At 66.1% G+C, this 25,209-nt stretch carries 25 protein-coding genes; 13 read left to right on the forward strand and 12 right to left on the reverse strand.

Going from position 1 to position 25,209, the window contains the following annotated elements; genetic code table 11:
- Positions 1–7: 7 nt before the first annotated feature.
- Together M8312_RS11545 and M8312_RS11550 are read right to left on the reverse strand one after the other, a co-directional pair.
- The gene (locus tag M8312_RS11545; protein ID WP_250117836.1) at positions 8–3,007 is read right to left on the reverse strand and encodes an EAL domain-containing protein; all 3,000 of its coding nucleotides are present in this window, start codon (positions 3,005–3,007) and stop codon (positions 8–10) included.
- Entirely contained in the window at positions 3,007–3,279 is a 273-nt protein-coding gene (locus tag M8312_RS11550; RefSeq protein ID WP_250117837.1) for a PilZ domain-containing protein, read from the reverse strand. The genes M8312_RS11545 and M8312_RS11550 overlap by 1 nt, the downstream gene beginning before the upstream one ends.
- A 231-nt stretch (positions 3,280–3,510) precedes the next feature.
- On the opposite strand from M8312_RS11550, the gene M8312_RS11555 reads away from it, so the two are divergent.
- From M8312_RS11555 to M8312_RS11575, 5 genes are read left to right on the forward strand one after another with little or no spacing between them, the layout of a single operon-like run.
- Positions 3,511–4,770: an MFS transporter gene (locus M8312_RS11555; protein WP_250117838.1), complete on the forward strand. Its 1,260-nt coding sequence runs from the start codon at positions 3,511–3,513 to the stop codon at positions 4,768–4,770.
- 10 nt (positions 4,771–4,780) lie between these two features.
- On the forward strand, positions 4,781–7,123 hold the full coding sequence (locus M8312_RS11560; protein WP_250117839.1) for a hybrid sensor histidine kinase/response regulator: 2,343 nt from the start codon (positions 4,781–4,783) through the stop codon (positions 7,121–7,123).
- Positions 7,124–7,165: 42 nt separating this feature from the next.
- On the forward strand, positions 7,166–7,450 hold the full coding sequence (locus M8312_RS11565) for an EF-hand domain-containing protein (protein ID WP_250117840.1): 285 nt from the start codon (positions 7,166–7,168) through the stop codon (positions 7,448–7,450).
- A gap of 39 nt (positions 7,451–7,489) precedes the next feature.
- Positions 7,490–8,122 carry an SOS response-associated peptidase gene (locus M8312_RS11570; protein WP_250117841.1) on the forward strand — a complete coding sequence of 211 codons (633 nt, stop codon included), beginning with the start codon at positions 7,490–7,492 and terminating at the stop codon, positions 8,120–8,122.
- A 23-nt stretch (positions 8,123–8,145) separates the two neighbouring features.
- On the forward strand, positions 8,146–8,412 hold the full coding sequence (locus tag M8312_RS11575) for a hypothetical protein (protein ID WP_250117842.1): 267 nt from the start codon (positions 8,146–8,148) through the stop codon (positions 8,410–8,412).
- Positions 8,413–8,424: 12 nt separating this feature from the next.
- On the opposite strand, the gene M8312_RS11580 is transcribed toward M8312_RS11575, so the two are convergent.
- From M8312_RS11580 to M8312_RS11610, 7 genes are all read right to left on the reverse strand, one after another.
- Entirely contained in the window at positions 8,425–8,649 is a 225-nt protein-coding gene (locus M8312_RS11580) for a hypothetical protein (RefSeq protein ID WP_250117843.1), read from the reverse strand.
- Positions 8,646–8,783: a hypothetical protein gene (locus tag M8312_RS11585; RefSeq protein ID WP_250117844.1), complete on the reverse strand. Its 138-nt coding sequence runs from the start codon at positions 8,781–8,783 to the stop codon at positions 8,646–8,648. Before M8312_RS11585 ends, M8312_RS11580 begins: the two co-directional genes overlap by 4 nt.
- Positions 8,784–8,893: 110 nt before the next feature.
- Positions 8,894–9,277, reverse strand: a complete 384-nt coding sequence (locus M8312_RS11590; RefSeq protein WP_250117845.1) for an excalibur calcium-binding domain-containing protein — start codon at positions 9,275–9,277, stop codon at positions 8,894–8,896.
- A 60-nt stretch (positions 9,278–9,337) separates the two neighbouring features.
- On the reverse strand, positions 9,338–9,910 hold the full coding sequence (locus tag M8312_RS11595; RefSeq protein WP_250117846.1) for a DUF1993 domain-containing protein: 573 nt from the start codon (positions 9,908–9,910) through the stop codon (positions 9,338–9,340).
- Positions 9,911–9,956: 46 nt separating this feature from the next.
- Positions 9,957–10,631, reverse strand: coding sequence for an alpha/beta hydrolase (locus M8312_RS11600; RefSeq protein ID WP_250117847.1), 675 nt, complete (start codon positions 10,629–10,631; stop codon positions 9,957–9,959).
- 78 nt (positions 10,632–10,709) lie between these two features.
- On the reverse strand, positions 10,710–12,911 hold the full coding sequence (gene uvrB, locus M8312_RS11605; protein ID WP_250117848.1) for an excinuclease ABC subunit UvrB: 2,202 nt from the start codon (positions 12,909–12,911) through the stop codon (positions 10,710–10,712).
- Between the two features lie 135 nt (positions 12,912–13,046).
- A complete protein-coding gene (locus M8312_RS11610) occupies positions 13,047–13,697 on the reverse strand; it encodes an Npun_F0296 family exosortase-dependent surface protein (RefSeq protein ID WP_250117849.1) in 651 nt (216 codons plus the stop codon).
- 511 nt (positions 13,698–14,208) lie between these two features.
- Between M8312_RS11610 and M8312_RS11615 the strand changes: the two genes are divergently transcribed.
- Positions 14,209–14,874, forward strand: a complete 666-nt coding sequence (locus M8312_RS11615) for a PEPxxWA-CTERM sorting domain-containing protein (RefSeq protein WP_250117850.1) — start codon at positions 14,209–14,211, stop codon at positions 14,872–14,874.
- 91 nt (positions 14,875–14,965) lie between these two features.
- Here the strand turns inward: M8312_RS11615 and M8312_RS11620 are convergent, their stop codons facing one another.
- Complete coding sequence (locus tag M8312_RS11620; RefSeq protein ID WP_250117851.1) at positions 14,966–15,817, reverse strand: hypothetical protein; 852 nt, start codon at positions 15,815–15,817, stop codon at positions 14,966–14,968.
- Positions 15,818–15,991: 174 nt separating this feature from the next.
- Here M8312_RS11620 and M8312_RS11625 point away from each other — a divergent pair, with 174 nt between their 5' ends.
- Positions 15,992–16,504 carry a DUF3617 domain-containing protein gene (locus tag M8312_RS11625; protein ID WP_250117852.1) on the forward strand — a complete coding sequence of 171 codons (513 nt, stop codon included), beginning with the start codon at positions 15,992–15,994 and terminating at the stop codon, positions 16,502–16,504.
- A gap of 6 nt (positions 16,505–16,510) precedes the next feature.
- Here M8312_RS11625 and M8312_RS11630 read toward each other — a convergent pair whose 3' ends face one another.
- Positions 16,511–17,503, reverse strand: coding sequence for a TerC family protein (locus tag M8312_RS11630; protein WP_250117853.1), 993 nt, complete (start codon positions 17,501–17,503; stop codon positions 16,511–16,513).
- A gap of 247 nt (positions 17,504–17,750) precedes the next feature.
- Between M8312_RS11630 and M8312_RS11635 the strand changes: the two genes are divergently transcribed.
- Positions 17,751–18,920 (forward strand): serine hydrolase domain-containing protein, encoded by a 1,170-nt coding sequence (locus M8312_RS11635; RefSeq protein WP_250117854.1) that lies wholly within the window; start codon positions 17,751–17,753, stop codon positions 18,918–18,920.
- Here M8312_RS11635 and M8312_RS11640 read toward each other — a convergent pair.
- Positions 18,917–20,821: a PAS domain-containing HWE histidine kinase family protein gene (locus M8312_RS11640; protein ID WP_250117855.1), complete on the reverse strand. Its 1,905-nt coding sequence runs from the start codon at positions 20,819–20,821 to the stop codon at positions 18,917–18,919. The genes M8312_RS11635 and M8312_RS11640 overlap by 4 nt on opposite strands.
- Before the next feature lie 183 nt (positions 20,822–21,004).
- On the opposite strand from M8312_RS11640, the gene M8312_RS11645 reads away from it, so the two are divergent.
- From M8312_RS11645 to M8312_RS11665, 5 genes are all read left to right on the forward strand, one after another.
- Entirely contained in the window at positions 21,005–22,138 is a 1,134-nt protein-coding gene (locus M8312_RS11645) for an acyltransferase family protein (RefSeq protein ID WP_250117856.1), read from the forward strand.
- A 343-nt stretch (positions 22,139–22,481) separates the two neighbouring features.
- Positions 22,482–24,356 (forward strand): ribonucleoside-diphosphate reductase subunit alpha, encoded by a 1,875-nt coding sequence (locus M8312_RS11650; RefSeq protein WP_250117857.1) that lies wholly within the window; start codon positions 22,482–22,484, stop codon positions 24,354–24,356.
- A 47-nt stretch (positions 24,357–24,403) separates the two neighbouring features.
- On the forward strand, positions 24,404–24,790 hold the full coding sequence (locus M8312_RS11655; RefSeq protein ID WP_250117858.1) for a PepSY-associated transmembrane domain-containing protein: 387 nt from the start codon (positions 24,404–24,406) through the stop codon (positions 24,788–24,790).
- Complete coding sequence (locus tag M8312_RS11660) at positions 24,787–24,981, forward strand: hypothetical protein (protein ID WP_250117859.1); 195 nt, start codon at positions 24,787–24,789, stop codon at positions 24,979–24,981. Before M8312_RS11655 ends, M8312_RS11660 begins: the two co-directional genes overlap by 4 nt.
- Positions 24,978–25,208 carry a hypothetical protein gene (locus tag M8312_RS11665; protein ID WP_250117860.1) on the forward strand — a complete coding sequence of 77 codons (231 nt, stop codon included), beginning with the start codon at positions 24,978–24,980 and terminating at the stop codon, positions 25,206–25,208. The genes M8312_RS11660 and M8312_RS11665 overlap by 4 nt, the downstream gene beginning before the upstream one ends.
- Position 25,209 lies beyond the last annotated feature (1 nt).

Consider the following 25,209-nt stretch of genomic DNA (forward strand, 5'->3'; position numbering starts at 1 on the left):
CACGCCTTCAGAGCGTGTCGTCGCTGTCCTGCTGGACGAAGGCGTCCAGCTGCTCGCGCCAGGTCGCGACCGCGAAACGGCTATAGCGGAGGTCGTCCAGCTCGAGGTGCGGCAATCCGGCCCTGGCTTTCACCACCTCCCAGCTCTGGGTCAGGGAGCGATAGGGCTTGCGGGTGGTCGGGTTGGGCAGTGCGAACGGGCAATCCGCGATCTGCGGCAGCCGCTTGAGCAGGTCCAGCGCCGGCTGGTTCAGCGCCAGCTCCCGAGTGGCCGCGCCGCCCGGCTGCTTGACCCGCCAAAGCGCGCCTTCGAGGTCGAGCTGGCTCCACTGCAGGTTGAGGACGTCGCGGGTTCGCGCGCCGGTCAGCATCAGCAGGGCAATGATGAAGCGCAGCTGCCGATTCGGACTGGATCGCGCGGCGCCGAGCAGTTCGCTGGCGTCGGCGATTGACAGCAAGGCGTCCTGCTGTTCGCGCCATTGCGCGCCGAGCGCCTGCTCCACCGGGTTGGTGGCGCCGTCCGTCAGCTGCAGGTCGACGGCGAGCGACCACATCCGCGACAAGAGCTTCTGCAGGCGGCGGCTGTCGAGCCCGCCGGGGGACCGGTCGCGCTCACTCAGCAGCGTCAGCCATTCACGCACGTCAGAGGCGCTGACCTGCGACAGCGGCAGATGGCCAAGCTGGGGCAAGAGCGAGGTCCGCAGGTCCTCCTGCGCGGTCGCCAGAGCCTGTTCGTCCTCGCGCAGGCTGTCGAGGTAGCGGGCGGCCAGCGCTTCGACCGTCAGCGAGCCAGTGGCGGGCGGGCTGGACCAGGTCAGTGACTGACGCGGTTGAGGAGGAAGGGAGCGTTGCGGAGCGCTGATGCTGAGCTTCTCGGCGAAGGCCTCCGCCGACCAGGGCTCGCCGTGGTCGCCCAGGAGCTTGTCGGGTTCCCCGGGGTTCGGCAGCCCCAGCGTTGCCAGCTGGTAGGGAGAAATGCGCCGGGCGGTTCGAAGGCCGCCGGTTTCATCCTCCAGCAGCGGCTGTTCGAATTCGATCCCGAGCTGGCGTCCGGCACTGCGCACGACCCGGGCGAGAGTGAGCTGTCCCTCGCCGAAGTCGACCACAATGGCGGTGCTCGCCTGCAGGTCGTCGAGCCGGTCGATCAGGGCGCCGCTCTCGGACAGGTTGCGCACCACGGTGGAGCGATAGCGGTTCTGGTGGATGATCCCGATCTTGCGATAAACCGACTGGCGATTGCTGCGCTGGGTGGCCGGGCCACTCGGGTCGATGCCCCACTTACCATCAGCCAGCCGCTCGCCGAGTTCGGCGGAGGACAGCGCCTTGCTGTAGACCCAGCCCTGGACATGGCTGACCCGAAGCGCACGGATCAGCGCCAGCTGGTCCATATATTCGATGCCCTCGGCGGTCGTGTCCATGCCCAGCGCCTCTGCCAGCGCGACGATGGCGGCGATGATCGCCGCATTGCGTGAGCCGGGCAGGGTGGCTTCGCGAACGAAGCTCTGGTCGATCTTGATCTTGTCGAACGGCGCGGTGCGCAGATAACCGAGCGACGAATAGCCGGTCCCGAAGTCGTCGAGCGCCAGCCGCACGCCGATCCGCTTGAGGGAGGCGAACATCGCATCGGCTGCGGGCGTGTCGCCGAGGAACACGCCTTCGGTGATCTCCAGTTCCAAGCGTTCAGGCGATAGCCCCGCCGAGGCGAGCGCCGACATGACATGGGAGGGCAGTGCGCCGTCGTTGAACTGAACGGGGGAGACGTTCACCGCCACTCGCAAGGTGCCGGGCCAGCTCGCCGCATCCTGACAAGCCTGGCGAAGCGCCCAATCGCCAAGCTGGGCGACCAGCCCTGCCTCCTCGGCGATCGGAATGAACACGGCGGGGGAGATCGGACCGTTCACCGGATGCTGCCAGCGCAGCAGCGCTTCGACCCCGGTCATCTGATTGGTGCGGCTGTCGACGATCGGCTGGTAGGCGAGGCTGATCTGATCGCGGGCGAGCGCATCGCGCAGGTCTTCTTCCAGCCCGCGGCGCGCTTCGGCGGCCAGCAGCAGGTCCTCGGAGAAGAAGGTGGCGCGCCCGCGACCGTCGGTCTTGGCGGCGTACAGCGCCAGGTCGGCATTGCGGATGAGGTCGACGCGGGTGCGGCCGTCGCCCGGCGCGACGGCAATGCCGATCGACGCGCCGATGCTGCAGCGGCTGCCCTCCACCGAATAGGGTTGCGACAGGCTGGTGATGATCCGCTCGGCCAGTGGCTCGATGACGCGATTGTCGCCGCAGTCCGGCAGGATCACCTGGAATTCATCGCCGCCAAGCCGAAAGACCTGCTCGCGGTCTCCCACGATCCGCACCAGCCGGTCGGCGACCTGCGTGAGCAAGGCGTCACCAGCCGGGTGGCCGAGCGTATCGTTGACCTGCTTGAAGCGGTCGAGGTCGACCAGCATGACCGCGCAGGAGCGCTGGCGATGGGACAATTCCCGCAAGCGTTCTTCAAGCACTTCCGCCATCCGCCGGCGGTTGGGAAGGGCGGTGAGCGCGTCATATTGCGCCAGCCGGGAGGCGTCCTCGGATGAGCGGCGCTGCTCGGTGACGTCGATCGCGACGCCGCGATAGCCGCTGAAGTGGCCATTCGCGAATTGCGGCGCGCCCGACACCGCCCACTGGCGCGCCATGGTGCCCGCGGCCGGGCGAAGGATGATCTTCTCGAACGGGAGCCGCCGGGACAAGACGAACGGAAGCGTGCGGCGTCCGGATTGATCGTCATCCGCCTGCTCGAACAAGCCAGCGAAGGACATTCCGAGCAGCTGATCAGGGGTGCGCTCAAGGAGGTCCGCAACGCTCTTGCTGATGTAGGTCAGGCGGCCCTCGGGATCGACGGACCAGAACCAGCCCTGCAGCGATGCCTCAAAAGCGCCGAGCAGCAGCGAGGTTTCTTCATAGTCCTCGGCACCGCTGGCGACGCCAACGCTCCGCCGGCGGCTGCCGAAACTAGCAAACTCCCTCAGCATCAAGCCTGGCGACCAGCTGGAGCGCTGCCACAGGAGAAGCGAAGGCCCGACTTGCCGCTCGCCGACCAGCACACCTGTGCGGCCGTGACGATGGCGGCGCCGGGCACCCTGACGTTGAGCTGTGCGCCAACCTCGAGCGAGGCATAGACGCAGCAGCCGTCGTTGGAGATGTTTTCCACGTCGACAGCGCTGGTCGAACCATCGCCGCAGAACAGCTGGGCTCGCTGGCGAACCGGGTGACGCGCCGAGCGCGAGCGCGACAGTATTGACATGTCCTAGCCCCCCACAGGCACGGTCTTTGCTGTGGTCCGTCTCTAAACAGAACCTATTTACGAAGCGATAACGAAGCGAGAATTAGCGGCGTCCTCGAGGTCCTGGCGCTTCGATCGGTGCAGCAGGCAGGGTCGAAACCGGTCAGTGCCAGTACCGCCAGGCTCGACGCGGGATTCATTGCGTGAGCCTCGGCTTCGTGCTGCAACCGGGGCGGGCGTGAGGAGGACGGCATGGACGCGCAAAGGGCGGGACGAGCGGGCGTTTGGCTGACCCTGCTACTCGGGGCGCTGGTGCTCCTGAACTATGTCGACCGCGGGGCGCTGGGGATTGCGGCGCCAAGGCTCAAGAGCGAGCTTGGCCTGTCGCCTTATGAGTTCGGGCTGGCGGTCTCCGCTTTTTCGTGGGTCTATGCCCCGGCCCAGTTCGCGGTGGGCTGGCTGGCCGACCGGTTCTGCGTCTACCGCCTGATCGCCGCCGGGCTTGCGTTGTGGGCGCTGGCCACCCTGCTGACCGGCTTTGTCAGCGGGCTTGCCATGTTGATCGTGCTTCGGGTGGTGCTGGGCATCGGTGAGGGCGTTGCCTTTCCCGCCGCGTCCAAGATCATCGCCCGCCATGTCCCGGGCGGGCGCCGGGGTATCGCCAACGGGACGGTCGCCGCCGCGCTCGCCTGGGGGCCCGCGCTTGGCACCTTCGCCGGCGGTCTGTTGCTGTTCTATTCCGGCTGGCGGGCAATCTTCTGGACGTTTGGGGCGGTCACCGTGCTGTGGCTCGTGCCGTGGCTGCTCGTTTCCCGCAGTCACTGGTCCGACCGGGCCAGCCGGAGCGGCGAGAACGTGCCCGTGCGCGAAGTAATGCGACAGACCACGCCGTGGGTGATGGGCATCGGCCATTTCTGCAACACCTACGGCTTCTTCTTCCTGCTCGCCTGGCTGCCGCTCTATCTCGTTCAGTCGCGGGGGCTGTCCATCCTCCAGATGACCTGGATGACCACCATGGTCTATCTGGTGCAGGGGACTGGAGCGCTGCTGTGGGGACTGTGGTCGGACGCGCTGGTACAGCGCGGCGTTGATGAGGGCCGCCTACGCAAGGGGCTGATGAGCTTCTACCAGGCCGGGCTGGCCACGGCGATCCTGGGAGTCGCGCTGGCGACCACGACCAACGGCGTGTTCGGCTGGCTCCTGCTCGCCGGAGCGGTGAGCGGCATTGGCGGCAGCAACTGCTACGCCCTGTCCCAGATGTACGCGGGTCCGCGTGCGGCCGGCGGGTGGGTCGGAATCATGAATGGCGTCGGCAACACGTCGGGAATCATTGGCCCGATCCTCACCGGCTTGCTGGTCGGGTGGAACGGCGGCGATTACCAAGCCGCCTTTTATGTCTCGGCGGCGATCGTCGCCTTTGGGGCTTTCTGGTGGTGGTTCGCGCTTCCGGAGGTACGGCAGGTGAGCTTCGGGCACGCCGCGGCATTTCCCTCGACCGCCGCCTTGGAGTAGCTTGTCCGCCATGGCCGACCAGGCGTCCGACCCCTCCGTGCGACCGATCTTCCCGCTCACGGGCGTCGACTTCACGCAGGTGCTCGGCATCGCCGACGCGCTGCCGATGCCGATCTGCACGGTCGACCGTGAGCAGCGTTACCTATTCTGCAATCGCGCATTCGCCGAATTCTTCGAACGAAAGCGCAGCGAGATCCTCGGCCGCCGGATCGCGGACGTGCTGTGGAAAGAAGCCTATGAGGCGCGTCGCCCCATGATCGAGGCGGCCCTGGCGGGTGAGCGCCAGTGGTTCGCCGCCGACATCGAGCATCCCTCCCGCGGACCGCTCGCGCTGCAGACCGAATATATTCCGCAGGCGCGGGCCGACGGCACGGTCCGCTCGATCGTGATGATCATTCAGGACGTGACCGAGCAGCGGGTCGCCGAGCGTGCCCTGCGCGAGTCCGAGGCCCGCTTCCGCCGGATCGCCGACAGCGCGCCGGTGATGATGTGGGTTACGAGGCGCGACCAGAAGCGCGAGTTCGTGAACGACGCCTATCTCGAGTTCACCGGGCTGACGCGCGCCGAAGTCAACACACACGAATGGCGCGACTTCATTCATGCCGACGATTGGGAGCGACTGGTCGCAGAAAGCATCGCCGGCGAGGCCAGCCTGCAACCCTTCACGCTTGAAGCGCGGTACAAGCGCCATGATGGTGCTTGGCGGTGGCTACGCAGCGTGTCACGGCCGCGCTTTGGCCCCGACGGCGAGCTGCTTGGCTTCATCGGCGCCGCCTTCGACATCACGCTCGCAAAGCAAGGCGAGGAGCAGCTCAAGGCGCTGGTTGCCGAGCGCACCGCCGAAGTGGTCGAAAGCGAGGAGCGGCTTCGCGCCATCTTCAACAGTGTCCAGGAACTGATCGTCCTGATGGCGCCGGACGGCAGCATCCTGCACGCCAATCGGACGGAGTTCGAATGGCGCGCTTCGGACCTTGATCGTGTGGTCGGGCTGAAGTTGTGGGAAGCCCCGACCGCCAAGCTCTGGCCGGACCAGGGCGACTTCCTGCGGGACGCAATCGCAGCGGCGGCGAGAGGCGTGGCGCGCGAGGGAGAGCGCGTCCTGATCAGGCCGAACGGGAAGAAGTTCACGCTCGACTTTTCGTTCCGACCGGTGCGCGACAGCAGCGGCGCGATCGCCTACATCCTGTTCGAAGCGCGCGACATCACCGAGCTTCGCGGCACCCAGGAGCAGCTTCGCCAAAGCCAGAAGATGGAGGCGCTGGGCCAGCTGACCGGCGGCATTGCCCACGATTTCAACAATCTGCTGACGGTGGTGGTCGGCGGCCTCGACATGATCGCCAAGCGCGAGAGCGATCCCAAGCTCCAGCGCTACGCCAAAAATGCGCTGGAAGCGGCGGAGCGCGGCGCTCGCCTCACCGCGCAGCTGCTGGCCTTCAGCCGGGTTCAGCGGCTCGAGGTGCGCCCGACGCTGGTGGGGCCCTTGATCGAGCATATGCGGCCACTGCTGCGCAACGTGCTCGGCCCGGGAATCACCAAGGAGTTCGAACTCGACCAGAGCCCCATCCCGGTGCTGGCTGATCCAACGCAGCTCGAGCTCGCCATCCTCAATCTCGCCATCAACGCCCGGGATGCGATGCCCAATGGCGGCCGACTGCTGTTCCGCACACGGAAGATGGCCATCGGAAACGACGACCCGGAGCTTGCACCCGGCCAATATGTCGAGTTCAGTATCACCGATACGGGTGAAGGCATGCCCGCCGACGTGGCGGAGCGGGCGTTCGAGCCATTCTTCACCACCAAGGAGGTCGGCAAGGGCACCGGGCTCGGCCTGTCGATGGTCTATGGCGTGGCGCGGCAGTCGGGTGGAACGGCCCGGATCGTCAGCCAGGCGGGCGAGGGCACGACGGTGCAGCTTTACTTCCGAAGCACCGAAGCGGCGGCCGAACCGCTCGGCGAGAGCAGCGCCGAGACCGGACACCAGGGGGCGAAGGTGGACGCCTCGGTACTGGTGGTGGACGACGATCCGGACGTGCGGGAATTCGTGACCGCAACGCTGGAGGATCTCGGCTACCGGGTGCGGTCAGCCCAGGACGGACGCGAAGGTCTGAGGCAATATCTTGCCGAGCAGGCCGACGTCGTCATTCTCGACTACATCATGCCGGGGCTTACGGGGGCCGACGTTGCCGCCGAGATCCGCCGGATCCGCCCGCAGCAGCCACTGCTGTTCGTCTCGGGCTACAGCGAGACGGAGGCGATCAAGCGCGCTGCACCGGGCGCGGCGCTGCTCTCCAAGCCGTTTCGCGCGGAGGCGCTGGACGAGGCGGTTCGAACGGCCCTGACCGCCGCCGCCTGAGACCTGCCACCAACCGAGAGCTTGTGCGTTCACTCCGGCACGATGCCGCTGATCCTGCTTCTCGCCGCCGCTGCCGCTGCTGGGGACATCAACCCGGACGCGAGCGCGCTGTTCGACCGGGACCCTGCCCTCAATGCCTGGGCATTGGCTCGCTTCGACGCCAACCACGATGGCTGGCTGACGCTGTTCGAGGCGCAATCGGCGGTGGGCGAGCTGAAGCGGCTGGCGGACACCAATCACGACGGGCGAGTCACTGTTCAGGAATATGAGGCGGCACGGCGCTTCCTGGTCGCGCGCTTCAACCTCGCCGCGTCCGACGCGCGCTAGGCTCGACTCGATGGCGCGGCGGGGCCAAGTTCACGCGGCATGTGCAACCTCTATCGCCTGACCAAGCCCAATGCCGAAGTGGCGCAGCTGTTCGGCGTCACCGTCGGGCAGGTCGGCAATGCGGGCGGGGGCGAGGTTTACCCGGCTCAGCCCGGGCTGGTGATCGCGGCCGGTGAACTGACGTCCATGACCTGGGGCTTTCCACTGGTGCTCAAGGGCAAGAACGGACAGCCATTGAAACCCCGGCCGGTCAACAATGCCCGGGCCGACAAGCTCGATAATTTCATGTGGCGCTACAGCTTCGCCGAGCGACGCTGCCTGATACCGGTCAGCGCCTTCGCCGAGGCTGAGGGGGAGCAAGGCGCGAAGACCCGCACCTGGTTCAGCCTTCCCGGCCAGGACGTGTTCGCCATCGCCGGGCTGTGGCGCGACACGCCCGAATGGGGCCGCGCCTACACGATGGTGATGACCGAAGCGTGCCAGCACGTCGCCCACATTCACGACCGGATGCCCGTGATCCTCAGGCAGGATGATTGGGCCGACTGGCTGGACGGCGCGCCCGATCGGGCGCGACTGCTGTGCCGGCCTTATCCGGACCTGATGGTGTGCGAAGCGACCGACCAGGCATGGGTGAAAAGATCGGTCAGCGCCGATTCGCTAACCGGAAGGTAAGGGCTGCTCGCTAGGGGAGATGCATGGCCGCCCCCTTGCCGACCACCAAGAAAGCCGTGGACCTCGCCGCCAGCGGGGCAGTGCGGGTGTCCCGCATCCGCCGCGACCCGCCGCCGAAAGGCAAGGGGAAGACCATCACCCGGGCCGAGCTGCGCGAGCGGGAGGCCTGGGCGATGGTCATCGGCATCACTGCCGTCACCCTCGCCCTGTTCGTGGTCCTGATGGCATTCAGCCGGTGGGCCGGCTGGTCCTTGAGCGATTACGAGATCGTCTGGCGGGAACGTTATTAGGCGTCGGACGGATCAGGCGCGCGAGTAAGCCGGCCTAAACGGCTCCCGACGGGTCGTGCCTGAGATCAGGCTGCTCTTGAACTTGCGGGTCATGGTCGCGGCGCCATCGCTGCTCATGCAGACCACTCGTACGCCGCCATCGGGCAGCTTCTCCAGCGCGGAGATGCCGACCTGCTCGGCCGCGCATTTGGCGATGACCTGATCTTCGCTCAGGTTGACGAACAACGCCCGGCTCATGCCCGAGCCTCCACGATCCGCAGCCCATAGGCGCGATAGAGCTCAAGATGCGCGCGACGCGCCGGTTCGGACGCGGCGGTACGGGCCCTTGCCAGCGAAACTCCCCGGCGATGATAAAGATAGTTGAGGTCCACGGCGCAGCTCCTTGCCGGTAAGCGGGAGCACTAGCTAAGCGTCTCTCAGTCGCACGGGCTTACGAAGTCCGATCCATGCGATAGTTGCTATTTAGCACGGGCGGGGTGGATCACCTAATGGGCTCGCAGGCGATCCCGTCGCCGTCACCGTCCATGCCCGCGCGGTAGCCCGGCTCGCCACGATGGAGGGGCGCCTTGCCAGCGGCTCGCACCGCATTGCAGCCGGGGTAGAAGACACCGCCGTCGCCAGCGTCGGGAGAGGTCACGCGGCGCGCTTCGGAGGGAGTGGCCGGCGCTTCTGGTAGATCATCGCGATCGGCGACCAGCCAGCCGCCGGTTGGGTCGGTCGGTTCGGCGGGCGCGGCCGGAACCAGGAAACGCGGACCCTTGCCGACGATGGGCTTAGGAAGGACCGGTTCGGACCGCCCGCCCTCATACAGGTTCAAGCCTGCACCCATTGCAACGCCGGCCACGACGGCGGCTGACAGGATCAAGGACGCGCGCATGCCGACCTTGTCGCATCAGCGGGTAAGAAAATGATGAAGCCGACCGGCTCACATGCCCGGCATGGTTCCGGGCCGGATGTAGGGAAACAGGTGCGGCGCATAGTCGATCTTGCCCAGCGGGACGCCGGCGTGGCGAAGCAGCGCGTAGGTCATGCACTGGTGAAACACGACCTGCGGGAGCGCCCAGTCACGTGCGTAGGTTTCGCGGGTCATGTCGAACACGATGCCCATCGGCAGGTCGTGGGCGAGCGGCGCGTCCGGCTCGCGGTCGAATTCATCCGGTCCGACCGTGTTCAAAAGGTCCAGTGCCTCGCGCAGCCGGGCTCTTCCCTGCTCCAGCGTGCCCGGCTGCTCGCCAGCACTGCTTCCCTCCATTCGCACCGCGATTACCGAGTCCGGCACCGGCTCGCCGCGCAGCCGGTAAACGGGCTCCATCGCCTGAAATGCCGCGATCTTGAGTTGCGCCGCGAGTGGCCACATGTCCGGCGCAAGCCGCAGGCCGAGCAGATCGTCCACGCTCTTGCCGTTGGTTGCGCCCCAAGCTTCCGCCTTGTCCAGCCAGGCGAGCATGGCGGTCAGCTGATTGCTGAGCGTGGGTATGAGGAAGCGCGTGAGGGACATGCGGGACTCCGGCAATCATGTTGTGCCGTTTGTCCCTAGCGTCCGTTCACTCGCGGAGGAACGGGCCTGACCCACGCACCGTATCCGTGATCCATTGCAGAAGATCCCGGTCCAGCGCGTCGCGACATTCGTCGAGGCCATGGAGGCAATGCGGGTAGTGGATCAGCCGCTTGGGCTGGTCGGCCTGCTCATACAGCTGCCGCGAGCAACTGGCCGGCAGCACCTCGTCTTCCTCGCCGTGCACGAACAGCAATGGCATGGGGGAGAGATCGGCCAAGCCATCGATCCCGGCGCTCTGGCTGCTCAGCGCCGCGACGCCGATGACGTGGTTGGCGGCGACCTTGGCGGCGTTCAGCACGACCGCGCCGCCAAAGCTGTGGCCGACAAGGATGACGCGCTTGCGCTCCTGCCCGGCAAGCCAGGCGATCCCGACCAGCACGTCCATCAGGCATTCGAGCAGTTCGCCGGGCTTGCGATAGGCGAGCTCCACGCTGGCAATGTCCTGCTCGAGCAGCCGCTCGGCGAGGCGCGGATAAAGTCCGCCCGCCGGCCCGCCCAGGCCGCCGCCGGAACCGAACACCCACAGCACGGCGGCGTCGCCGTCGCCGTCGCCGGAATCATGGAAACGCGCCCGGATCGGGCCGCGGTCGGTCTGGAGGAACAGGTCGTCGGCCTCGCCCGACGCCAGCTCCTCCACGCCCATCAGGGTGATACTGCTCATGAGGAGGTAACTGCTCGCGCGCGGCGGGGTTCGGCTCGCTCGCGAAGAATGAGGCCAATGGAGCGGTAACGCGGTCGCCTACCGCCGCGCGCGCTTGTTCATCCTGACCTGCTGCTGCTTGCCATAGCGGGTCTTGCGGGTGCCGGGCTTGCCCTCGGTCGAGTGGCCGACCCGCGGAGCGGCGCGCTGCTGGTCGGGGATGCCGAGTTCGTCCTCCTCGAGCTTGCGGATCTCGTCGCGGAGCCGTGCGGCTTCCTCGAACTCGAGGTCCGCAGCGGCCTTGCGCATCCGGCTTTCGAGGTCGCCAATGTAGGCGCGCAAATTGTGCCCGACGAGGTGCGGCATCTCATCGTCGCCGGTGTCGACCACCACGCCATCGCGTGTGGTGACGTGGGCGATGATGTCGCTGATGTTGCGCTTGATGCTCTCGGGCGTGATCCCGTGTTCGAGATTGTAGGCACTCTGCCGCTCGCGCCGGCGGCTGGTCTCCGCCAGCGCCCGCTCCATGCTGCCGGTGACGGTGTCGGCGTAGAGGATGACCCGGCCATCGACGTTGCGCGCGGCGCGGCCGATGGTCTGGATCAGCGAGGTTTCGGAGCGCAGGAAACCTTCCTTGTCGGCGTCGAGGATCGCGACCAGCCCGCATTCGGGAATGTCGAGGCCTTCGCGCAGCAGGTTGATTCCGACCAGCACGTCATAGACGCCGAGGCGCAGGTCGCGGATCAGCTCGATGCGCTCCAGCGTCTCGACGTCGGAGTGCATGTAGCGGACCTTGAGGCCGGCCTCGTGGAGATATTCGGTGAGGTCTTCGGCCATGCGCTTGGTCAGCGTGGTGACCAGGGTTCGGTAACCGGCCTTGGCAGTCTTCTTCGCTTCGTTGATGAGGTCGTCGACCTGGTCCTCGATCGGCTTGATCTCGACCGGCGGGTCGATGAGGCCGGTGGGGCGGATCACCTGCTCGGAGAAGACGCCGCCCGTTTCGTTCATCTCCCACGGACCCGGAGTCGCCGAGACGAACACGGACTGCGGCCGCATCGCCTCCCACTCGGTGAAGCGCAGCGGCCGGTTGTCGATGCAGCTCGGCAGGCGGAAGCCATGCTCGGCCAGCGTAATCTTCCGCCGGTGGTCGCCGCGCGCCATGGCGCCGATCTGCGGCACGGTCTGGTGGCTTTCGTCGACGAACAGCAAGGCGTTGTCGGGCAGATATTCGAACAGGGTCGGCGGCGGCTCACCGGGCAGGCGGCCGGTCAGGAAGCGGCTGTAATTCTCGATCCCGGCGCAGCTGCCGGTGGCGGCGATCATCTCGAGGTCGAAGTTGGTGCGCTGCTCCAGCCGCTGCGCTTCCAGCAGCCGGCCCTCGGCGACCAGCTCCTTGAGGCGCTCCTCCAGCTCATGGCGGATCGCGCCCATCGCCTGATTCAGCGTCGGCCCGGGCGTCACATAGTGCGAGTTGGCGTAGACCTTGACGCTGGCCAGCGAGGCGATCTTCTTGCCGGTGAGGGGATCGAATTCGACGATGTCTTCGATCTCGTCGCCGAAGAAGCTGACACGCCAGGCGGTGTCCTCATAGTGCGAGGGGAAGATTTCAAGGCTGTCGCCGCGGACGCGGAAGTTGCCGCGCGCGAACGCCTGGTCGTTGCGCTTGTACTGGAGCGCGACGAGCTTGCGGATGATCTCGCGCTGATCGACGTGCGCGCCCTTCTGCATCGAGAAGACCATCGCGGAATAGGTCTCGACCGAGCCGATGCCGTAGAGGCAGGAGACCGAGGCGACGATGATCACGTCGTCGCGCTCCAGCAGCGAGCGGGTGGCCGAGTGGCGCATCCGGTCGATCGCCTCGTTCACCGAGCTTTCTTTCTCAATGTAGGTGTCGGTGCGGGGGACGTAGGCCTCGGGCTGGTAGTAATCGTAGTAGCTGACGAAATATTCGACGGCGTTTTCCGGGAAGAAGCTCTTGAACTCGCCGTAGAGCTGGGCGGCGAGGATCTTGTTGGGGGCGAGGATCAGCGCCGGGCGCTGGGTGTGCTGGATGATCTGCGCCATGGTGTAGGTCTTGCCCGAGCCGGTGACGCCGAGCAGGACCTGGTTCTTCTCCCCCTCGTCGCGGATGCCCGCGACCAGCTCGGCGATCGCCGTCGGCTGGTCGCCGGCGGGCTCATATTCGCTGGTCAGCTTGAACGGCCGGCCGCCCTCGGCCTTTTCGGGGCGTTGCGGGCGATGCGGGACGAAGTCCTCGCCGGTCTCCGGTTCGGCCAGGCTGGTGCGAATCTGGATGTTCATGGGCCGAATATGGGGATTGCGCCCGCCCGCCGCAATTCAGCGCAGCCGCAACTCAGGAGCGCCAAACGACAATGGGCGGACCCGAAGGCCCGCCCACCGTGTTCCAACCCATGGGAGCAGTTGGAAGAATTGAGCTTACGCCAGCGCAGTCAGGCGCGGAGCGGCGCGGCGACCGCGGCGCATCGAGAAGCCGACCGCACCGAAACCGACCAGCATCAGCGCCCAGGTCGCCGGCTCCGGCACCGCGTTGATGCGGAAGTTGTCCGTCTCGAACGCGTTCTGAGTGGAGCTGAAGCGCAGCGAGCGGACGGCGGTCTGGTCACCACCGGTGAAGGTCAGGGTGACCAGCGGATTGGTGTTCGGATCGGTCTGGTTGCCGTTGGCCGGATTGAACACGTTCGATCCCGTGAAGGTGTAAAGAACGTTGTTCGCCGCGCCGAGCAATTCCAGCGTGTTATACGAGTCGACCGAGCCCCAGATGAAGCTGATCGAGCCGACCGCCGCAACACCGGCGAGGCTGAGGACGCCGGGAGTGCCATCGGTCGGGCCCACCGACCAGTAACCGCCGGTGCTGCCATACGGCTGAGCATTCTGGCCAGGGATGGAGCCGCTCACGATCGAGCCGCCGGTGAAGGCGGCGGGGCGACCGCTGTCCAGGTTGTAGGTCGGAGTCGGCCCCGAATAGGGGTTGGTGCCGGGCGTCGTGGTGAGGGTGACGGCGGCGGTCGCCGGCGCAGCCATTGCAAGAGCGGCAAAGGCGGCCGCGGTGGTCGCGAGTTTCAGCATCTTTAATCCCCTTGTGTAAGCCACAACCATTAACTGCCGAGTCGGATTGGGCGTAAACACAATATTAACGAAAACACCCAGCCTCGTAAAGAGATTGGCGGATCGCAGCCAGTTTTAGGGATTCAGCCCGGAGTCCAAGGGTCTAGAAAGCGTAGTGTTTCGTTATGGTACAGTAATACTCGGTCCGATGGATTGCGGCGACTTTGGTTTTGCCTAGCTACTGATTCGAGATAGGGAAGGCGGCGAGCATCCATGCCTCAATGATCAGTCGTCGTGCTCGTGGCTCACGCACGCTAGGCTCCGTCCAAATCTGGTTAACCGGAGGTTGCTTCGAATTGGACTGCTTAAGCGAGCCAGAATGGGAGAGAACCCACCTTTTCACGACCTTAGGCACAGATTGCGCTTGGGATTGGTTAACGAATCGTTTATGACTCCTGTTAATCCCGGAGCGACTCGGCCATTGCCGATCCGGCGGGATTTCCTGCCTTCGGGCTCAAAGGGGACCTCGGTCATGCGCAAGTTCACGTCTATCGCTATTTCTGCGGCTGCTTTGGGGATCGCAGCCGTTGCGACGCCGGCCCAGGCGGCGATCACGCTCTGCAGCAATGGCGCTGGCTGCCTTAGCGGCACCACCAACGTCAATCTCAACGCCTATCCGGACACCGGTTCGGCGTCCGTCACCGGCACCGTGGGCATTGGCGGCCCGTTGGTGACGTTCACGTCGACCGACGGCTTGCTCGATACCAATCCGGGCGCCGCCACCGTGTTCCGCGCCGGCTTCTCGCCGAACAGCGGACCGCTGCTGACCCAGCTGACCTTCACCGTGGCCGGCGGCTTCACGGCCGCCGAGTTCAACCTCGAGAACGGCTCTCCGCGCTCGTTCATCGTGACCCTCATCGACACGTTCGATGTGGCGACGCAGATCACGCTCACCAACGCCAATGGTTCGAACATCTTCAACATTACCGGAAACTCGCCCGGTCAGGTGTTCACCAGCGCGTCGTTCAGCACGACTGACGGCGCTGGCTTCAACGACCTCAAGCAGCTGCGGCTGGTCCTGGCGCCCGGCGCCGTGCCCGAGCCGGGCACCTGGGCACTGATGCTGCTCGGCTTCGGTGGGATGGGCATGGCCATGCGCCGCTCGCGTCGTCAGGCGATGCTGCAGCAGATGGCGTAAGCCACTTAAGCTTCCCTGCTCGGGAACAGAAAACCCGCGTCTGGGCGACCAGACGCGGGTTTTCTTTATTGCGTCGGTCGCAGAGCCGCTGTCAGGGGCGAGACAGGCTCAGCGTGTAGGCGCCCGTCGTGCCCTTAGACACGGTGTTGGCGACGATCAGATAAGGTCCGGAGCGCGGGATGGTGACGATCATCTGACTGTCGTTGTCGCCGCCGCCGTCGTCGTTGGTCTCGCGGAACGGGCCGTTGGGTTCATCCACCACCAACCAGCTGTCGAACTCCTTGGAGCGCAGCGTGATCTTCAGCTTCTCGCCTGCCATGGCGTTGTACAGGAAGCCGTCGGCGTAGGTTCCGTCAGTGCGCAGGAAGTCGCTGCTGGTCAGCTGGCCGTTGACCGACTGCCCGATCGCGATCCGCGGAAGGCCGCCGCGCGCGAACATGGCGGAGAGCTCCCCGCCGCCGGTCGCCGCAGCGCCGCTGCTGGCGGAATTGCCGGCACCCGAGCGGTTGCTCTGCACCGTCAGTGAGTAGGAGCCGGTCGCGCCCTTGGTCAGCGAATTGGCGACGATGATGTAGGTGGCGGTGCGCGGCAGCGTCACGGTCAGCCGTGAGTTGGTGCCGCCGTCGCCATCATCATTGGTTTCGCGGAACGACGAATTGGGATCGTCGACGACCACCCAGGTGTCGAACTGGTCAGAGCGCAAGGTGACCGTCAGCTGTTCCCCAGCCTGCCCGTTGTAGAGGTAGCCGTCGGCATAGGTGCCGTCGCTGCGCAAAAGGTCGCCGGACTGGAGCACGCCGTTGACCGTGCTTCCGCTGGTCAGCGTCCCGCCGTTCGAGCGCAGGAAGCTGCCGATGTCGCCAGACGCGCTCTGCGCCTGCGCGGGCATGGCGGTGAAGAGTAGCGGGCTGGCCGCGACCAGCAAAAAGCGAAGTGCACGCACGGTAATAGTCCCCCTGGCAGCCGGCCGCGCCCCCGCGCGATTGTTCCGGCCCGGTGAGCCTATGGTGCCGTGGCGTAGTTGTAAATTCCTTGCGCCTCCGTTCCGATCCAGGGCGGCTTGCGCGGGTGGACACCACGACTAAGCTGCAACCGCTCGACTATGGGGGAGACCATCTTGACCCGGATCGCCATCATGCCGGCGCTATTTGCCAGTCTTACGCTGTCGCTTGCTGCTTGCGACAGCGGCCAACCCGCCAGCACCGCCAAGCCGGCCGCCGCCGCGCCCGACAAGCTCGCCGCTGGTGACTATGAGGTGCAGGCCAAGGTGACCTCGATCCGTTCGACGGATGGCAAGACGCCGCTCATCAAGCTGAAGGTTGGCGATGTCGTAACCACGCACGGGTGCGTCGACGAGAAGGGCACGCCCCAGCCGGCGCTGTTCGCGGCAGCGGGCGACCAGTGCACGGCGCAGAACCCCTATTTCAGCGGCGGCGTCGTGAATGTCACGCTGTCGTGCACGCGCGCCGGCGTGAACGGCAAGATCATGGTCAACGTCGACGGCTCCACCACCGCTGGTGGGCTCAAGGGCAACGCCACCACGACCACCTTCATCGATGGGCCGGGCGACTATGAACTCAGGACCGAGCTGGCGGGCAAGCGCGTCGGCGCGTGCACCGCCAGGGGATAGTCCGGATCAGGTGGCGGCGGTGCCGGGCTCCGCCGTTTCCCTCGTCTTCCACAAGGAAGTGAGCACACCGCCGGCGATCAGCGCGGCGGTCACTCCCAGGCTGAGCAGCGGCGGGAACTTGCCCCCGTCCAGCAGGAAGTCGGCAACGAAGATCTTGCCGCCAATGAACACCAGCACCAGCGCCAGCGCATATTTGAGATAGTGGAACCGGTGCACCATCGCCGCCAGCGCGAAGTAGAGCGCGCGCAGGCCGAGGATCGCCATGATGTTGCTGGTGTAGACGATGAAGGTGTCGGTGGTGATGGCGAAGATCGCCGGCACGCTGTCGACCGCGAACACCAGGTCGGCGAGGTTGATCACCACCAGCGCCAGGAACAAGGGCGTGATGGCCCACACCAGCTTGCCGGTGGCGTTGTCGGGCACCCGCACGAAGAAGTGTTGATCGTGCAGTTCATTCGTCACCCGCATGTGAGTGGAGATCCAGCGCACGACCGGGTTGCTCGCAATGTCGGCCGGCTTGTCCGTACCGAACAGCATCTTGATCCCGGTCAGCACCAGGAAGCCGGCGAAGATGTAGAGCACCCAGTGCCATTGCTCGACGACCGCTGCGCCGGCCGCGATCATCAGGCCGCGCAGCAGGATCACCGCGATGATCCCCCACAGCAAGGCGCGATACTGATAACGGGGAGGGATGGCGAAGGTGCCGAAGATGAGGCTGATCACGAACACGTTGTCGATCGACAGCGCCTTCTCGATGAAGAAGCCGGTGTAATATTGAAGCCCGTCTTCAGGCCCCTTCTGCCACCAGACGAAGGCCCCGAAGACGAGGGCGATGCCGATGTAGAAGGCCGATAGCCTGAGGCTTTCGGCGATGCCCATCTCCTTGTCTTCACGGTGCAAGATGCCGAGGTCGAAGGCGGTGAGCGCCGCGACCAGGCCAAGGAAGCTCAGCCAGAACCAGATAGGGGTGCCGAGCCAGTCGGCGGTCAGGAATTCCACGGTTGCACTCCTCTCAATGCGTGACGCACGCCCGAAAGGAACCGCGGTGAGGGGAGGCTGGGGTCGCCGGGCCACGCACATCGGTTCACTTCCGATGCGGTCCGACATCACGCGCCCTTGTTCCCATAGGGAAGGGCAGGTCGCGCCAGAGGGGCCCGGTCCGCAGACGCAGTATAGGTGCGGCCATCGCTCGCTTCAAGTCGGGTGCCTTGCCAGCGCTTTCATGGCCATGGCATCGTGCCCGGCAATGCGCCGCGTCCTGCCGATCCTGCTCCTTCTCGCGCTGTCGGCCTGCGCGGCCGCGGGACCGCGACCGCAGACCCTGACGGCCGTCGCCTTCGATGAGCAGGGCATTGGCGGCAGCCTCGCGGAAGGCATTGCCGACCCCGCCACCGGGCGCTCCGTCACCATCGGCGATCCGGCCCGGGTCGCATCGTTGAGCAAGCTGGTCACCACCATCGGGGTCATGCGTCTGGTGGAAGATGGGCGTCTTTCGCTCGATGGCGATGTCGCGCCGGTGCTCGGCGTGCCGCTACGGTACCCCCTCACCCTGCGCATGCTGCTCAGCCACACCAGCGGGCTGCGCGATCATGACGATCAATATGCGATCCCGCTGGGCGAGCACCTTGGCAATGTGCTGGCCGATTCCCTTAGCTGGGACTCCGCGCATCCGCCTGGAACGGGGTACTTCACTTATTCGAACCTCAACTTCGTGGTCGTCGGCAGCCTGGTCGAGCGAGTGACGGGGGAGCGGTTCGATCGGTATATGCGTCGGGCGGTGCTTCAGCCGCTCAAGCTCGACGCCTGCTTCAACTGGCCGACCTGCCCGGACGCGGCGCTCGCCCGCGCCATCGTCCTCTCCCAGGACGGCAAGGTCATCCGCGATGACCTCCACGGCCACCAGCCCGACTGTCCGGTGTTCGTTCGGGCCGATGCACCTTGCGATCTCAACGCCTGGGTGCCGGGTGACAATGGAGCACTGTTCGCGCCGCAGGGCGGCTTGAGGATCTCGGCGAGTGGACTGGCCATCATCGGCCAGCTGCTGCTGGGGCAAGGGGCGGTCGGCGGTGTCCGCCTGCTTCGGCCGGAGACCGTCGCGCTGATGGTCACGCCTGCCTGGCGCTTCGACGGGAGCAATGGCGACACCGAGCAAGGCCTGTACTGCGCCTATGGGCTCGGCGTTCAACTGATCGGGACTCGCGGGCCGGGCTGCGACGATGATCTCGCCGGGCGGCCATTCGCCGGCCATGCCGGGGATGCCTACGGTGTCCGGTCCGGGCTGTGGATCGACCCCGCGCGCAGGACCGGGGTTGCTTACATTGCGACCGGCCTGCCCGAGCATCCGCCCAAGGGCAGGACATCATGGCCCGCACCCGAAGAACGGGCCTTCCGCCGCGCTCTGGCGCTCGGCCGCTAGGGCAGCGGCGCCTCGATCAGGCAGCGGACACCGCCGGGATCGTAGGTCAGGGTGACGGTTCCGCCGAGCTCGCGGGCCAGCGCCCGGCTCAGCATGCGGGTGCCGAAGCCCTGCCGCAGCGGCGCGGAGACGTTCGGGCCACCTTCCTCGCGCCACTCGAGCGAGAGGCGATCGCCCGTTCGCCGCCACGCGACCGACACGATCCCCGCATCGTTGTGAAGCGCGCCATATTTGCTGGCGTTGGTGGCGAGTTCGTGAAGCGCAAGCGCCAGGCTCACGGCTGTCTGCGGCGGGACGCGCACCGGCGGGCCGCTGATGCTGCAGCGCGATCCCAAGCAGAATGGGTGAAGCGCCTCGGCCACAAGGTCGTTGAGGCTGGCCGCTTCCCAATTCTCCCGGGTGAGGAGGTTATGCGCGGCGGCGAGTGCCTGGATCCGGCCTTCGAAAGCCTTGATCGAATCTTCGGGTCGCTGCTCCGGCCGGAAGGTCTGGTGGGACAGGCTCTGGACGATCGAGAGCGTGTTCTTGACCCGGTGATTGAGCTCCCCGACCAGCAGCCGCTGGTGGTTCTCCCACCGCTTCCGGGCGGTGATGTCGCGGGCGACCAGATGCACTCCGATCGGATTGCCTTTTTCGTCGGAGGCCAGGCCCGAACTCACCTCCAGGTAGAGGTCCTCGCCATGAGCGGTGCAGGCGAGCACCTCGTAGCGGGTGGTTCCGCCCTCGCGAATCTTCTTGGCCAGCATGGATTCGCTGATCTCGCGCGATTCTGGCGCCAGGAAGTCGCTGGTCTTGCGGCCGATCAGCTGGTCCTGGGTGAGGCCCAGCGCGGCCGCGGCCGCCGGGTTGGCGCTGGTGATGACCCGGTCCAGCCCCGAGGTCACGATGAGGTCGCTCGCCTGGTCGAAGATGCGGCGGTAGCGTTCCTCGCTGGCATGAGCCTCGGCCTCGGCGCGGGCGCGGGCGATTTCCGCCCAGGTGCGCTGCGCGACTTCTTCGACCAGCGTGATGTCGCCGGGCGACCATGCACGCGGTTCGCGCGTGTGGACATACAAAGCGGCGACCATGCGGCCACCGCGAACGAGCGATGACGTCAGCGAGGCGCCCACGTCGATCGCCTTGAACGCTTCCCGCACTCCCGGTTGGGCTGTTCGCGGGTCGGTGCCCATGTCCTCGATGACCTGCATCTCGCCGCGTTTCAGCTGCGCGTGCACCGCTGCTCCGTACATGCTGAGGTCGTGAATGCCGTGCTGCGGGTCGACGCCATCGACCCAATTGTCGAGCGTCGTGAAGTAGCGCTCGCTCGGGTCCGTTTCGCCATAGCCGACGCGATTGGCTCCCAACTGCTCACCCAGCATGCGCTGCGCCGTGCGCAGGATATCGCGTGGTTCGCTCAGTTCCCGCAGCGCGTCGCTGAAGCGCAGCAGGAAGTCCTGACGCTGCTCGAGCTGGACCCGCTCGGTTACCTCCAGCCCCTCGTTGAGAATGCCCAGCACCGACCCGTCGGGGCCCTTGATCGGAGTCAGGCTGTAATTCCACCAGGTCTCGCGCGGGCGGCCGCGCCGCTTCATCATCAGCAGCTGGTCGAGCGCGACCACTCCCTCGCCGGTCGCGCGCACCCCTTCGAACTGCGGCCCGACCACGTCCCAGATGTCGTCCCACACCTCGTGGCCCGGGCGGCCCAGCGCCCACGGGTGCCGCTCGGCCGGGATGTGCGCCCACGCGTCGTTATAGAGCAGCTTGAAGGTTGGGCCCCAGTAGAGCGCCATCGGCGCGCTCGACTGCAGCACAAGGCCGAGCATCGTCCGCAATTCGCTCGGCCACTGCTCGACCGGGCCGAGCGCGGTCCGCGACCAGTCGAGCGCGCGAATCCGCGCCGCCATCTCGCCGTCGCCTTGCATGAAATAGGGGACAGAAGAGGTCGCGTATTCTACCAACGTATGCTCAACCTTCACATCCGGCCGAGCCGGCAACACGCACCCCGGGCCCGACCGTAGCGCGGATGATTTTCTTGGCAAGCGAGCCAAGGCGAGCGTGGGGCTTCGCCATTGGCGCCGGCGCGGGCTTGGCCTAGCTGATGACCCATGAAGCGTGACTATCCCGGGCTTGACCTCATCCGCCTGGGCGCGGCCCTGCTGGTCGCATTCTATCACCTCTGCTTCTGGTGGTGGCTGCCAGCGCACGATGTGGGTGCCGCGCTTGATCCAGCGGCAGGCATTACAGGCAAGTTCGTTGGCTCGGGGTGGATTGGCGTCCAGATATTCTTCGTCCTGTCTGGCTTCGTAATCGCCTTTACCGCCGATGGCCGGTCCCCTGGCCAATTCCTCCAGAATCGCGCGCTGCGACTTTATCCGACGGCATGGATCTGTGCGACGCTTACCCTGCTGATCGCCGGCGGGACCGCTACCGCTTATGGGCGGGCGCTTCTGCTCGCTCCAACTGGCCCATGGATCAGTGGCGCCTACTGGACGCTGCCAATCGAAATCTCCTTCTACCTCCTCGTCAGTTGCGCCCTGGCACTGCGAATCGACCTCACCCGGCTGCTGGCGGTCATTGCGCTGCTCGGCTCCGGCTATTGGCTCGCCCGCACACTGGATTTCCTGCTTGGCAAGCCTTGGCGCCCTTTCTTCGAGGCAGTGGAGGGGTCGAGTTGGGGCAATCTCACCCTGCTTACCTACGGCTGCTATTTCGCGATTGGCATGATCCTGTGGGCCTTTGCAGCGGACAGGTCGGTCCGCTCGCACCTGCCCTTGCTGGCGCTGAGCCTGCTTGCCGCGCTCCTGCAGATCGTTAGCAATTCTCGCTCCGTCGATCTCAAAAACGGCACTCAGGTAGGGGTTGTCATGCCCCTGCTCATCTTCGGCGCGGCGTTTATCGGCATCGTGCTGGCCATCGTCGGCAACGGCCGGATTGAGGCGCTGCTCGGCGAACGGCGGCACCTTGTTCGTACGGCGGGACTGATGACCTATCCGCTGTACCTCGTGCACAGCGAAGTTGGTCGTGACGTGGCTCTGGCTCTGGCTCCGGCTGTCGGAAGCCCCTTGGCACCGTTGTTGGCCTTGGTGGCGGTCACGATTCTCGCCCGCCTTGTCTTGTTCATCGAGCCCTGGGCCAAGGCACCGCTGCGCCGTTTGCTCGAGCGTCTCACCGGCAAGTCCGCGCCTCATGCTGCCAGTCCGACCAGCCGTGCGACCGCCAGCGGGCAGGCTGCGGACTAAGCATTCGTCCCGGAGCCGGACACTGCGTCCCTGCCGCCACATGATCCACCGCAAAATTTCGTTAACCACCGCAAATCCGCTTGCGCCCGAACCCGGATGCAAGCACAACATCTGGTAGCGACGCCGCGGGGGCACCTACACGAGGTTGTGATTGGTGCTGGGGATAACTATATCTCCAGCGAGGACAACTGCGCCCTGTGGAAAGCGGGGATAGGTCCTGGCCAACCCTGCTTTCAGCCCTCCGGCGCGCTTGGAATCGAGCCGGGCCTTTGGCATGTCTCGATGGAACAGAACAGGAACACGCGAGTCGTTGTGAGGCTCGCGCGCTTGGAGGACGAAGGCGATGGATTTCTCGACCGGCAGCAACGTCAGCACCGATGATGTCACCGCCAGCGCGGCCGCGGGCTCGAGCCATTCGATCGCCGAACGGCGCTTCCCCGTCACCACCGATTCGAGTCGCGACGCGCTGCTGACCGAATTCGGCAAGGAAACGCTGAAGGACCGCTATCTGCTGCCCGGCGAGTCCTACCAGGACCTGTTCGCCCGCGTTGCCGCGGCCTACGCCGACGACGCAGCCCATGCGCAGCGCATCTACGACTACATCTCCAAGCTGTGGTTCATGCCGGCCACCCCGGTCCTGTCCAACGGCGGCACCGGCCGTGGTCTGCCGATCAGCTGTTATCTCAACTCGGTCAGCGACAGCCTCGAAGGCATCGTCAACACCTGGAACGAGAATGTCTGGCTCGCCTCCAAGGGCGGCGGCATCGGCACCTATTGGGGCAGTGTGCGCGGCATCGGCGAGCCGGTTGGCCTGAATGGGAAGACCAGCGGCATCATCCCGTTCGTGCGGGTGATGGATTCGCTGACCCTCGCCATCAGCCAGGGCTCGCTGCGGCGCGGCTCGGCTGCCTGCTACCTCGACGTTTCCCACCCGGAGATCGAGGAGTTCCTGGAGATCCGCAAGCCGAGCGGCGACTTCAACCGCAAGGCGCTGAACCTCCATCACGGCGTGCTGATCACCGACGAGTTCATGGAGGCCGTCCGCGACGGGTCCGAATTCACGCTGCGCAGCCCCAAGGACCAGTCGGCCCGCGCCACGGTGGACGCCCGCTCGCTGTTCCAGAAGCTGGTCGAAACCCGGCTTGCGACCGGCGAGCCCTACATCATCTTCATCGACGCGGTGAACCGGGCCATGCCCAAGCACCACCGCGACCTGGGGCTCAAGGTCACCACGTCCAACCTCTGCTCGGAAATCACGCTTCCGACCGGCCGTGACCACCTCGGCGCCGACCGCACGGCCGTCTGCTGCCTGTCGTCGATGAACCTCGAGACCTGGGACGAGTGGAAGGGCGAGAAGAGCTTCGTCGAGGACGTGATGCGCTTCCTCGACAACGTGCTCAGCGACTATATCGCCCGCGCGCCGGACGAGATGGCCCGCGCCAAGTATAGCGCGGAACGGGAGCGGTCGGTCGGGCTTGGGGTGATGGGCTTCCACTCCTTCCTGCAGGCGCGCAATCTGCCGTTCGAAGGGGCGATGGCGAAGAGCTGGAACCTCAAGATCTTCAAGCACATCCGCGCGCAGGTCGACGAGGCCTCGATGATGCTGGCGCAAGAGCGCGGGCCGTGCCCGGACGCCGCCGACATGGGCGTGATGGAGCGGTTCAGCTGCAAGATGGCGATCGCGCCGACCGCGTCGATCAGCATCATCTGCGGCGGCACCTCGGCCTGCATCGAGCCGATCCCGGCCAACGTCTACACCCACAAGACGCTGTCGGGCAGCTTCTCGATCCGCAATCCGTATCTGGAGCGGCTCCTGACCGAGAAGGCCAAGAACTCCGACGCGGTGTGGAACTCGATCCTCGAGCGTGGCGGCTCGGTCCAGCACCTCGACTTCCTCAGCGAGGAGGAAAAGGACACCTTCAAGACCAGCTTCGAGATCGACCAGCGCTGGCTGCTCGAACTCGCCGCCGACCGCACGCCCTACATCGACCAGGCCACCAGCCTGAACCTGTTCATCCCGGCCGACGTCGACAAGTGGGACCTGATGATGCTCCACTTCCGCGCGTGGGAGCTGGGCGTGAAGTCGCTCTACTACCTCCGCTCCAAGTCGGTGCAGCGGGCCGGTTTCGCTGGCGGGGTCGAAGCCGACAACACGTCGGAAGCGCCCAAGTACGAACTCGCCACCACCGATTATGACGAGTGCCTGGCGTGCCAGTAGCGCCTCTCCAGCAAGGAGAGGGAGAATGACGGCCCTTGGAGTTTTGCATGCGTAAGTGGCATCGCTGGCTGTCGGTTCTGGTCGGCGTCTTCATCCTGTGGATCGCGGTCACCGGCGTGCTGAGCCACGTTGGCGAGCTGGCGAACGACGCCGCGCGCGATCGGGCGCCGCGCCCGGTCGCCACGGTGCCCGCCGGCTTCGTCTGTCCGGAAACGATGACCTGCCGGCCCAAGCCGGCGCCGGGGGGCTGGAATGTCAGCTTCCTTCACCGCCTCCATTCGGGCGAGCAGTTCGGCCCCGTCGGAACAGCCATCTCGATCGCGTCGGGCCTGGCGCTGATCTTCTTCGCCATCAGCGGGTTGTGGATGTACGTCCAGATGTTCGCGGTCCGTGGACGCAAGGCACACAGCCGCGGCGGAAGGTTCTTCTGGTGAACGCGCACATGAACCTGTTCTGGGTGGCGGCCGCGCTGCTGCTGCTGGCCGGGGTGCTGCTGCTGGCGATTCCGGGCAATTCCGCCGACCCGCTCAAGCGCCGCAACCGCCGCACCGGGGGCGTGCTGTTCCTGGCCGCCGGCGCGGTGTTCGCGGCGCTGGCGGGCGGCCTGCTGGACCGGCTGCTGTGAGCGGCGCCAACATCCTGTTCCTGACCGTCGGCATCATCGCCGCGCTGGCCGGGCTGCTCATGCTGGTTGCGGCCCTGCGCGGCGACCCGGGCGAGTCCCAGCGCTCCACCGGCCTGCTCATCGCCGGCATGATGATTCTGGCTTTCGGCCTCATCATGAGCGGCTTCGCCATCGCCTACGCGACCACCAAACCGTATGATTTCAACAATTCAGCACCGGGAGCCTAAC

Source organism: Sphingomonas sp. KRR8 (assembly GCF_023559245.1).
Lineage (GTDB): Bacteria > Pseudomonadota > Alphaproteobacteria > Sphingomonadales > Sphingomonadaceae > Sphingomicrobium.

What these genes read in the sequence shown, in the direction of transcription:
- M8312_RS11565 (WP_250117840.1), top strand. Translation starts at nt 7,166, where the DNA reads ATGCCGCTGATCCTGCTTCTCGCCGCCGCTGCCGCTGCTGGGGACATC.
- M8312_RS11595 (WP_250117846.1), bottom strand. Translation starts at nt 9,910, where the DNA reads ATGTCCCTCACGCGCTTCCTCATACCCACGCTCAGCAATCAGCTGACC.
- uvrB (WP_250117848.1), bottom strand. Translation starts at nt 12,911, where the DNA reads ATGAACATCCAGATTCGCACCAGCCTGGCCGAACCGGAGACCGGCGAG.
- M8312_RS11615 (WP_250117850.1), top strand. Translation starts at nt 14,209, where the DNA reads ATGCGCAAGTTCACGTCTATCGCTATTTCTGCGGCTGCTTTGGGGATC.
- M8312_RS11655 (WP_250117858.1), top strand. Translation starts at nt 24,404, where the DNA reads ATGCGTAAGTGGCATCGCTGGCTGTCGGTTCTGGTCGGCGTCTTCATC.
- M8312_RS11545 (WP_250117836.1), bottom strand. Translation starts at nt 3,007, where the DNA reads ATGCTGAGGGAGTTTGCTAGTTTCGGCAGCCGCCGGCGGAGCGTTGGC.
- M8312_RS11650 (WP_250117857.1), top strand. Translation starts at nt 22,482, where the DNA reads ATGGATTTCTCGACCGGCAGCAACGTCAGCACCGATGATGTCACCGCC.
- M8312_RS11645 (WP_250117856.1), top strand. Translation starts at nt 21,005, where the DNA reads ATGAAGCGTGACTATCCCGGGCTTGACCTCATCCGCCTGGGCGCGGCC.
- M8312_RS11550 (WP_250117837.1), bottom strand. Translation starts at nt 3,279, where the DNA reads ATGTCAATACTGTCGCGCTCGCGCTCGGCGCGTCACCCGGTTCGCCAG.
- M8312_RS11580 (WP_250117843.1), bottom strand. Translation starts at nt 8,649, where the DNA reads ATGAGCCGGGCGTTGTTCGTCAACCTGAGCGAAGATCAGGTCATCGCC.
- M8312_RS11600 (WP_250117847.1), bottom strand. Translation starts at nt 10,631, where the DNA reads ATGAGCAGTATCACCCTGATGGGCGTGGAGGAGCTGGCGTCGGGCGAG.
- M8312_RS11640 (WP_250117855.1), bottom strand. Translation starts at nt 20,821, where the DNA reads ATGCAAGGCGACGGCGAGATGGCGGCGCGGATTCGCGCGCTCGACTGG.
- M8312_RS11610 (WP_250117849.1), bottom strand. Translation starts at nt 13,697, where the DNA reads ATGCTGAAACTCGCGACCACCGCGGCCGCCTTTGCCGCTCTTGCAATG.
- M8312_RS11635 (WP_250117854.1), top strand. Translation starts at nt 17,751, where the DNA reads ATGCGCCGCGTCCTGCCGATCCTGCTCCTTCTCGCGCTGTCGGCCTGC.
- M8312_RS11560 (WP_250117839.1), top strand. Translation starts at nt 4,781, where the DNA reads ATGGCCGACCAGGCGTCCGACCCCTCCGTGCGACCGATCTTCCCGCTC.
- M8312_RS11555 (WP_250117838.1), top strand. Translation starts at nt 3,511, where the DNA reads ATGGACGCGCAAAGGGCGGGACGAGCGGGCGTTTGGCTGACCCTGCTA.
- M8312_RS11570 (WP_250117841.1), top strand. Translation starts at nt 7,490, where the DNA reads ATGTGCAACCTCTATCGCCTGACCAAGCCCAATGCCGAAGTGGCGCAG.
- M8312_RS11575 (WP_250117842.1), top strand. Translation starts at nt 8,146, where the DNA reads ATGGCCGCCCCCTTGCCGACCACCAAGAAAGCCGTGGACCTCGCCGCC.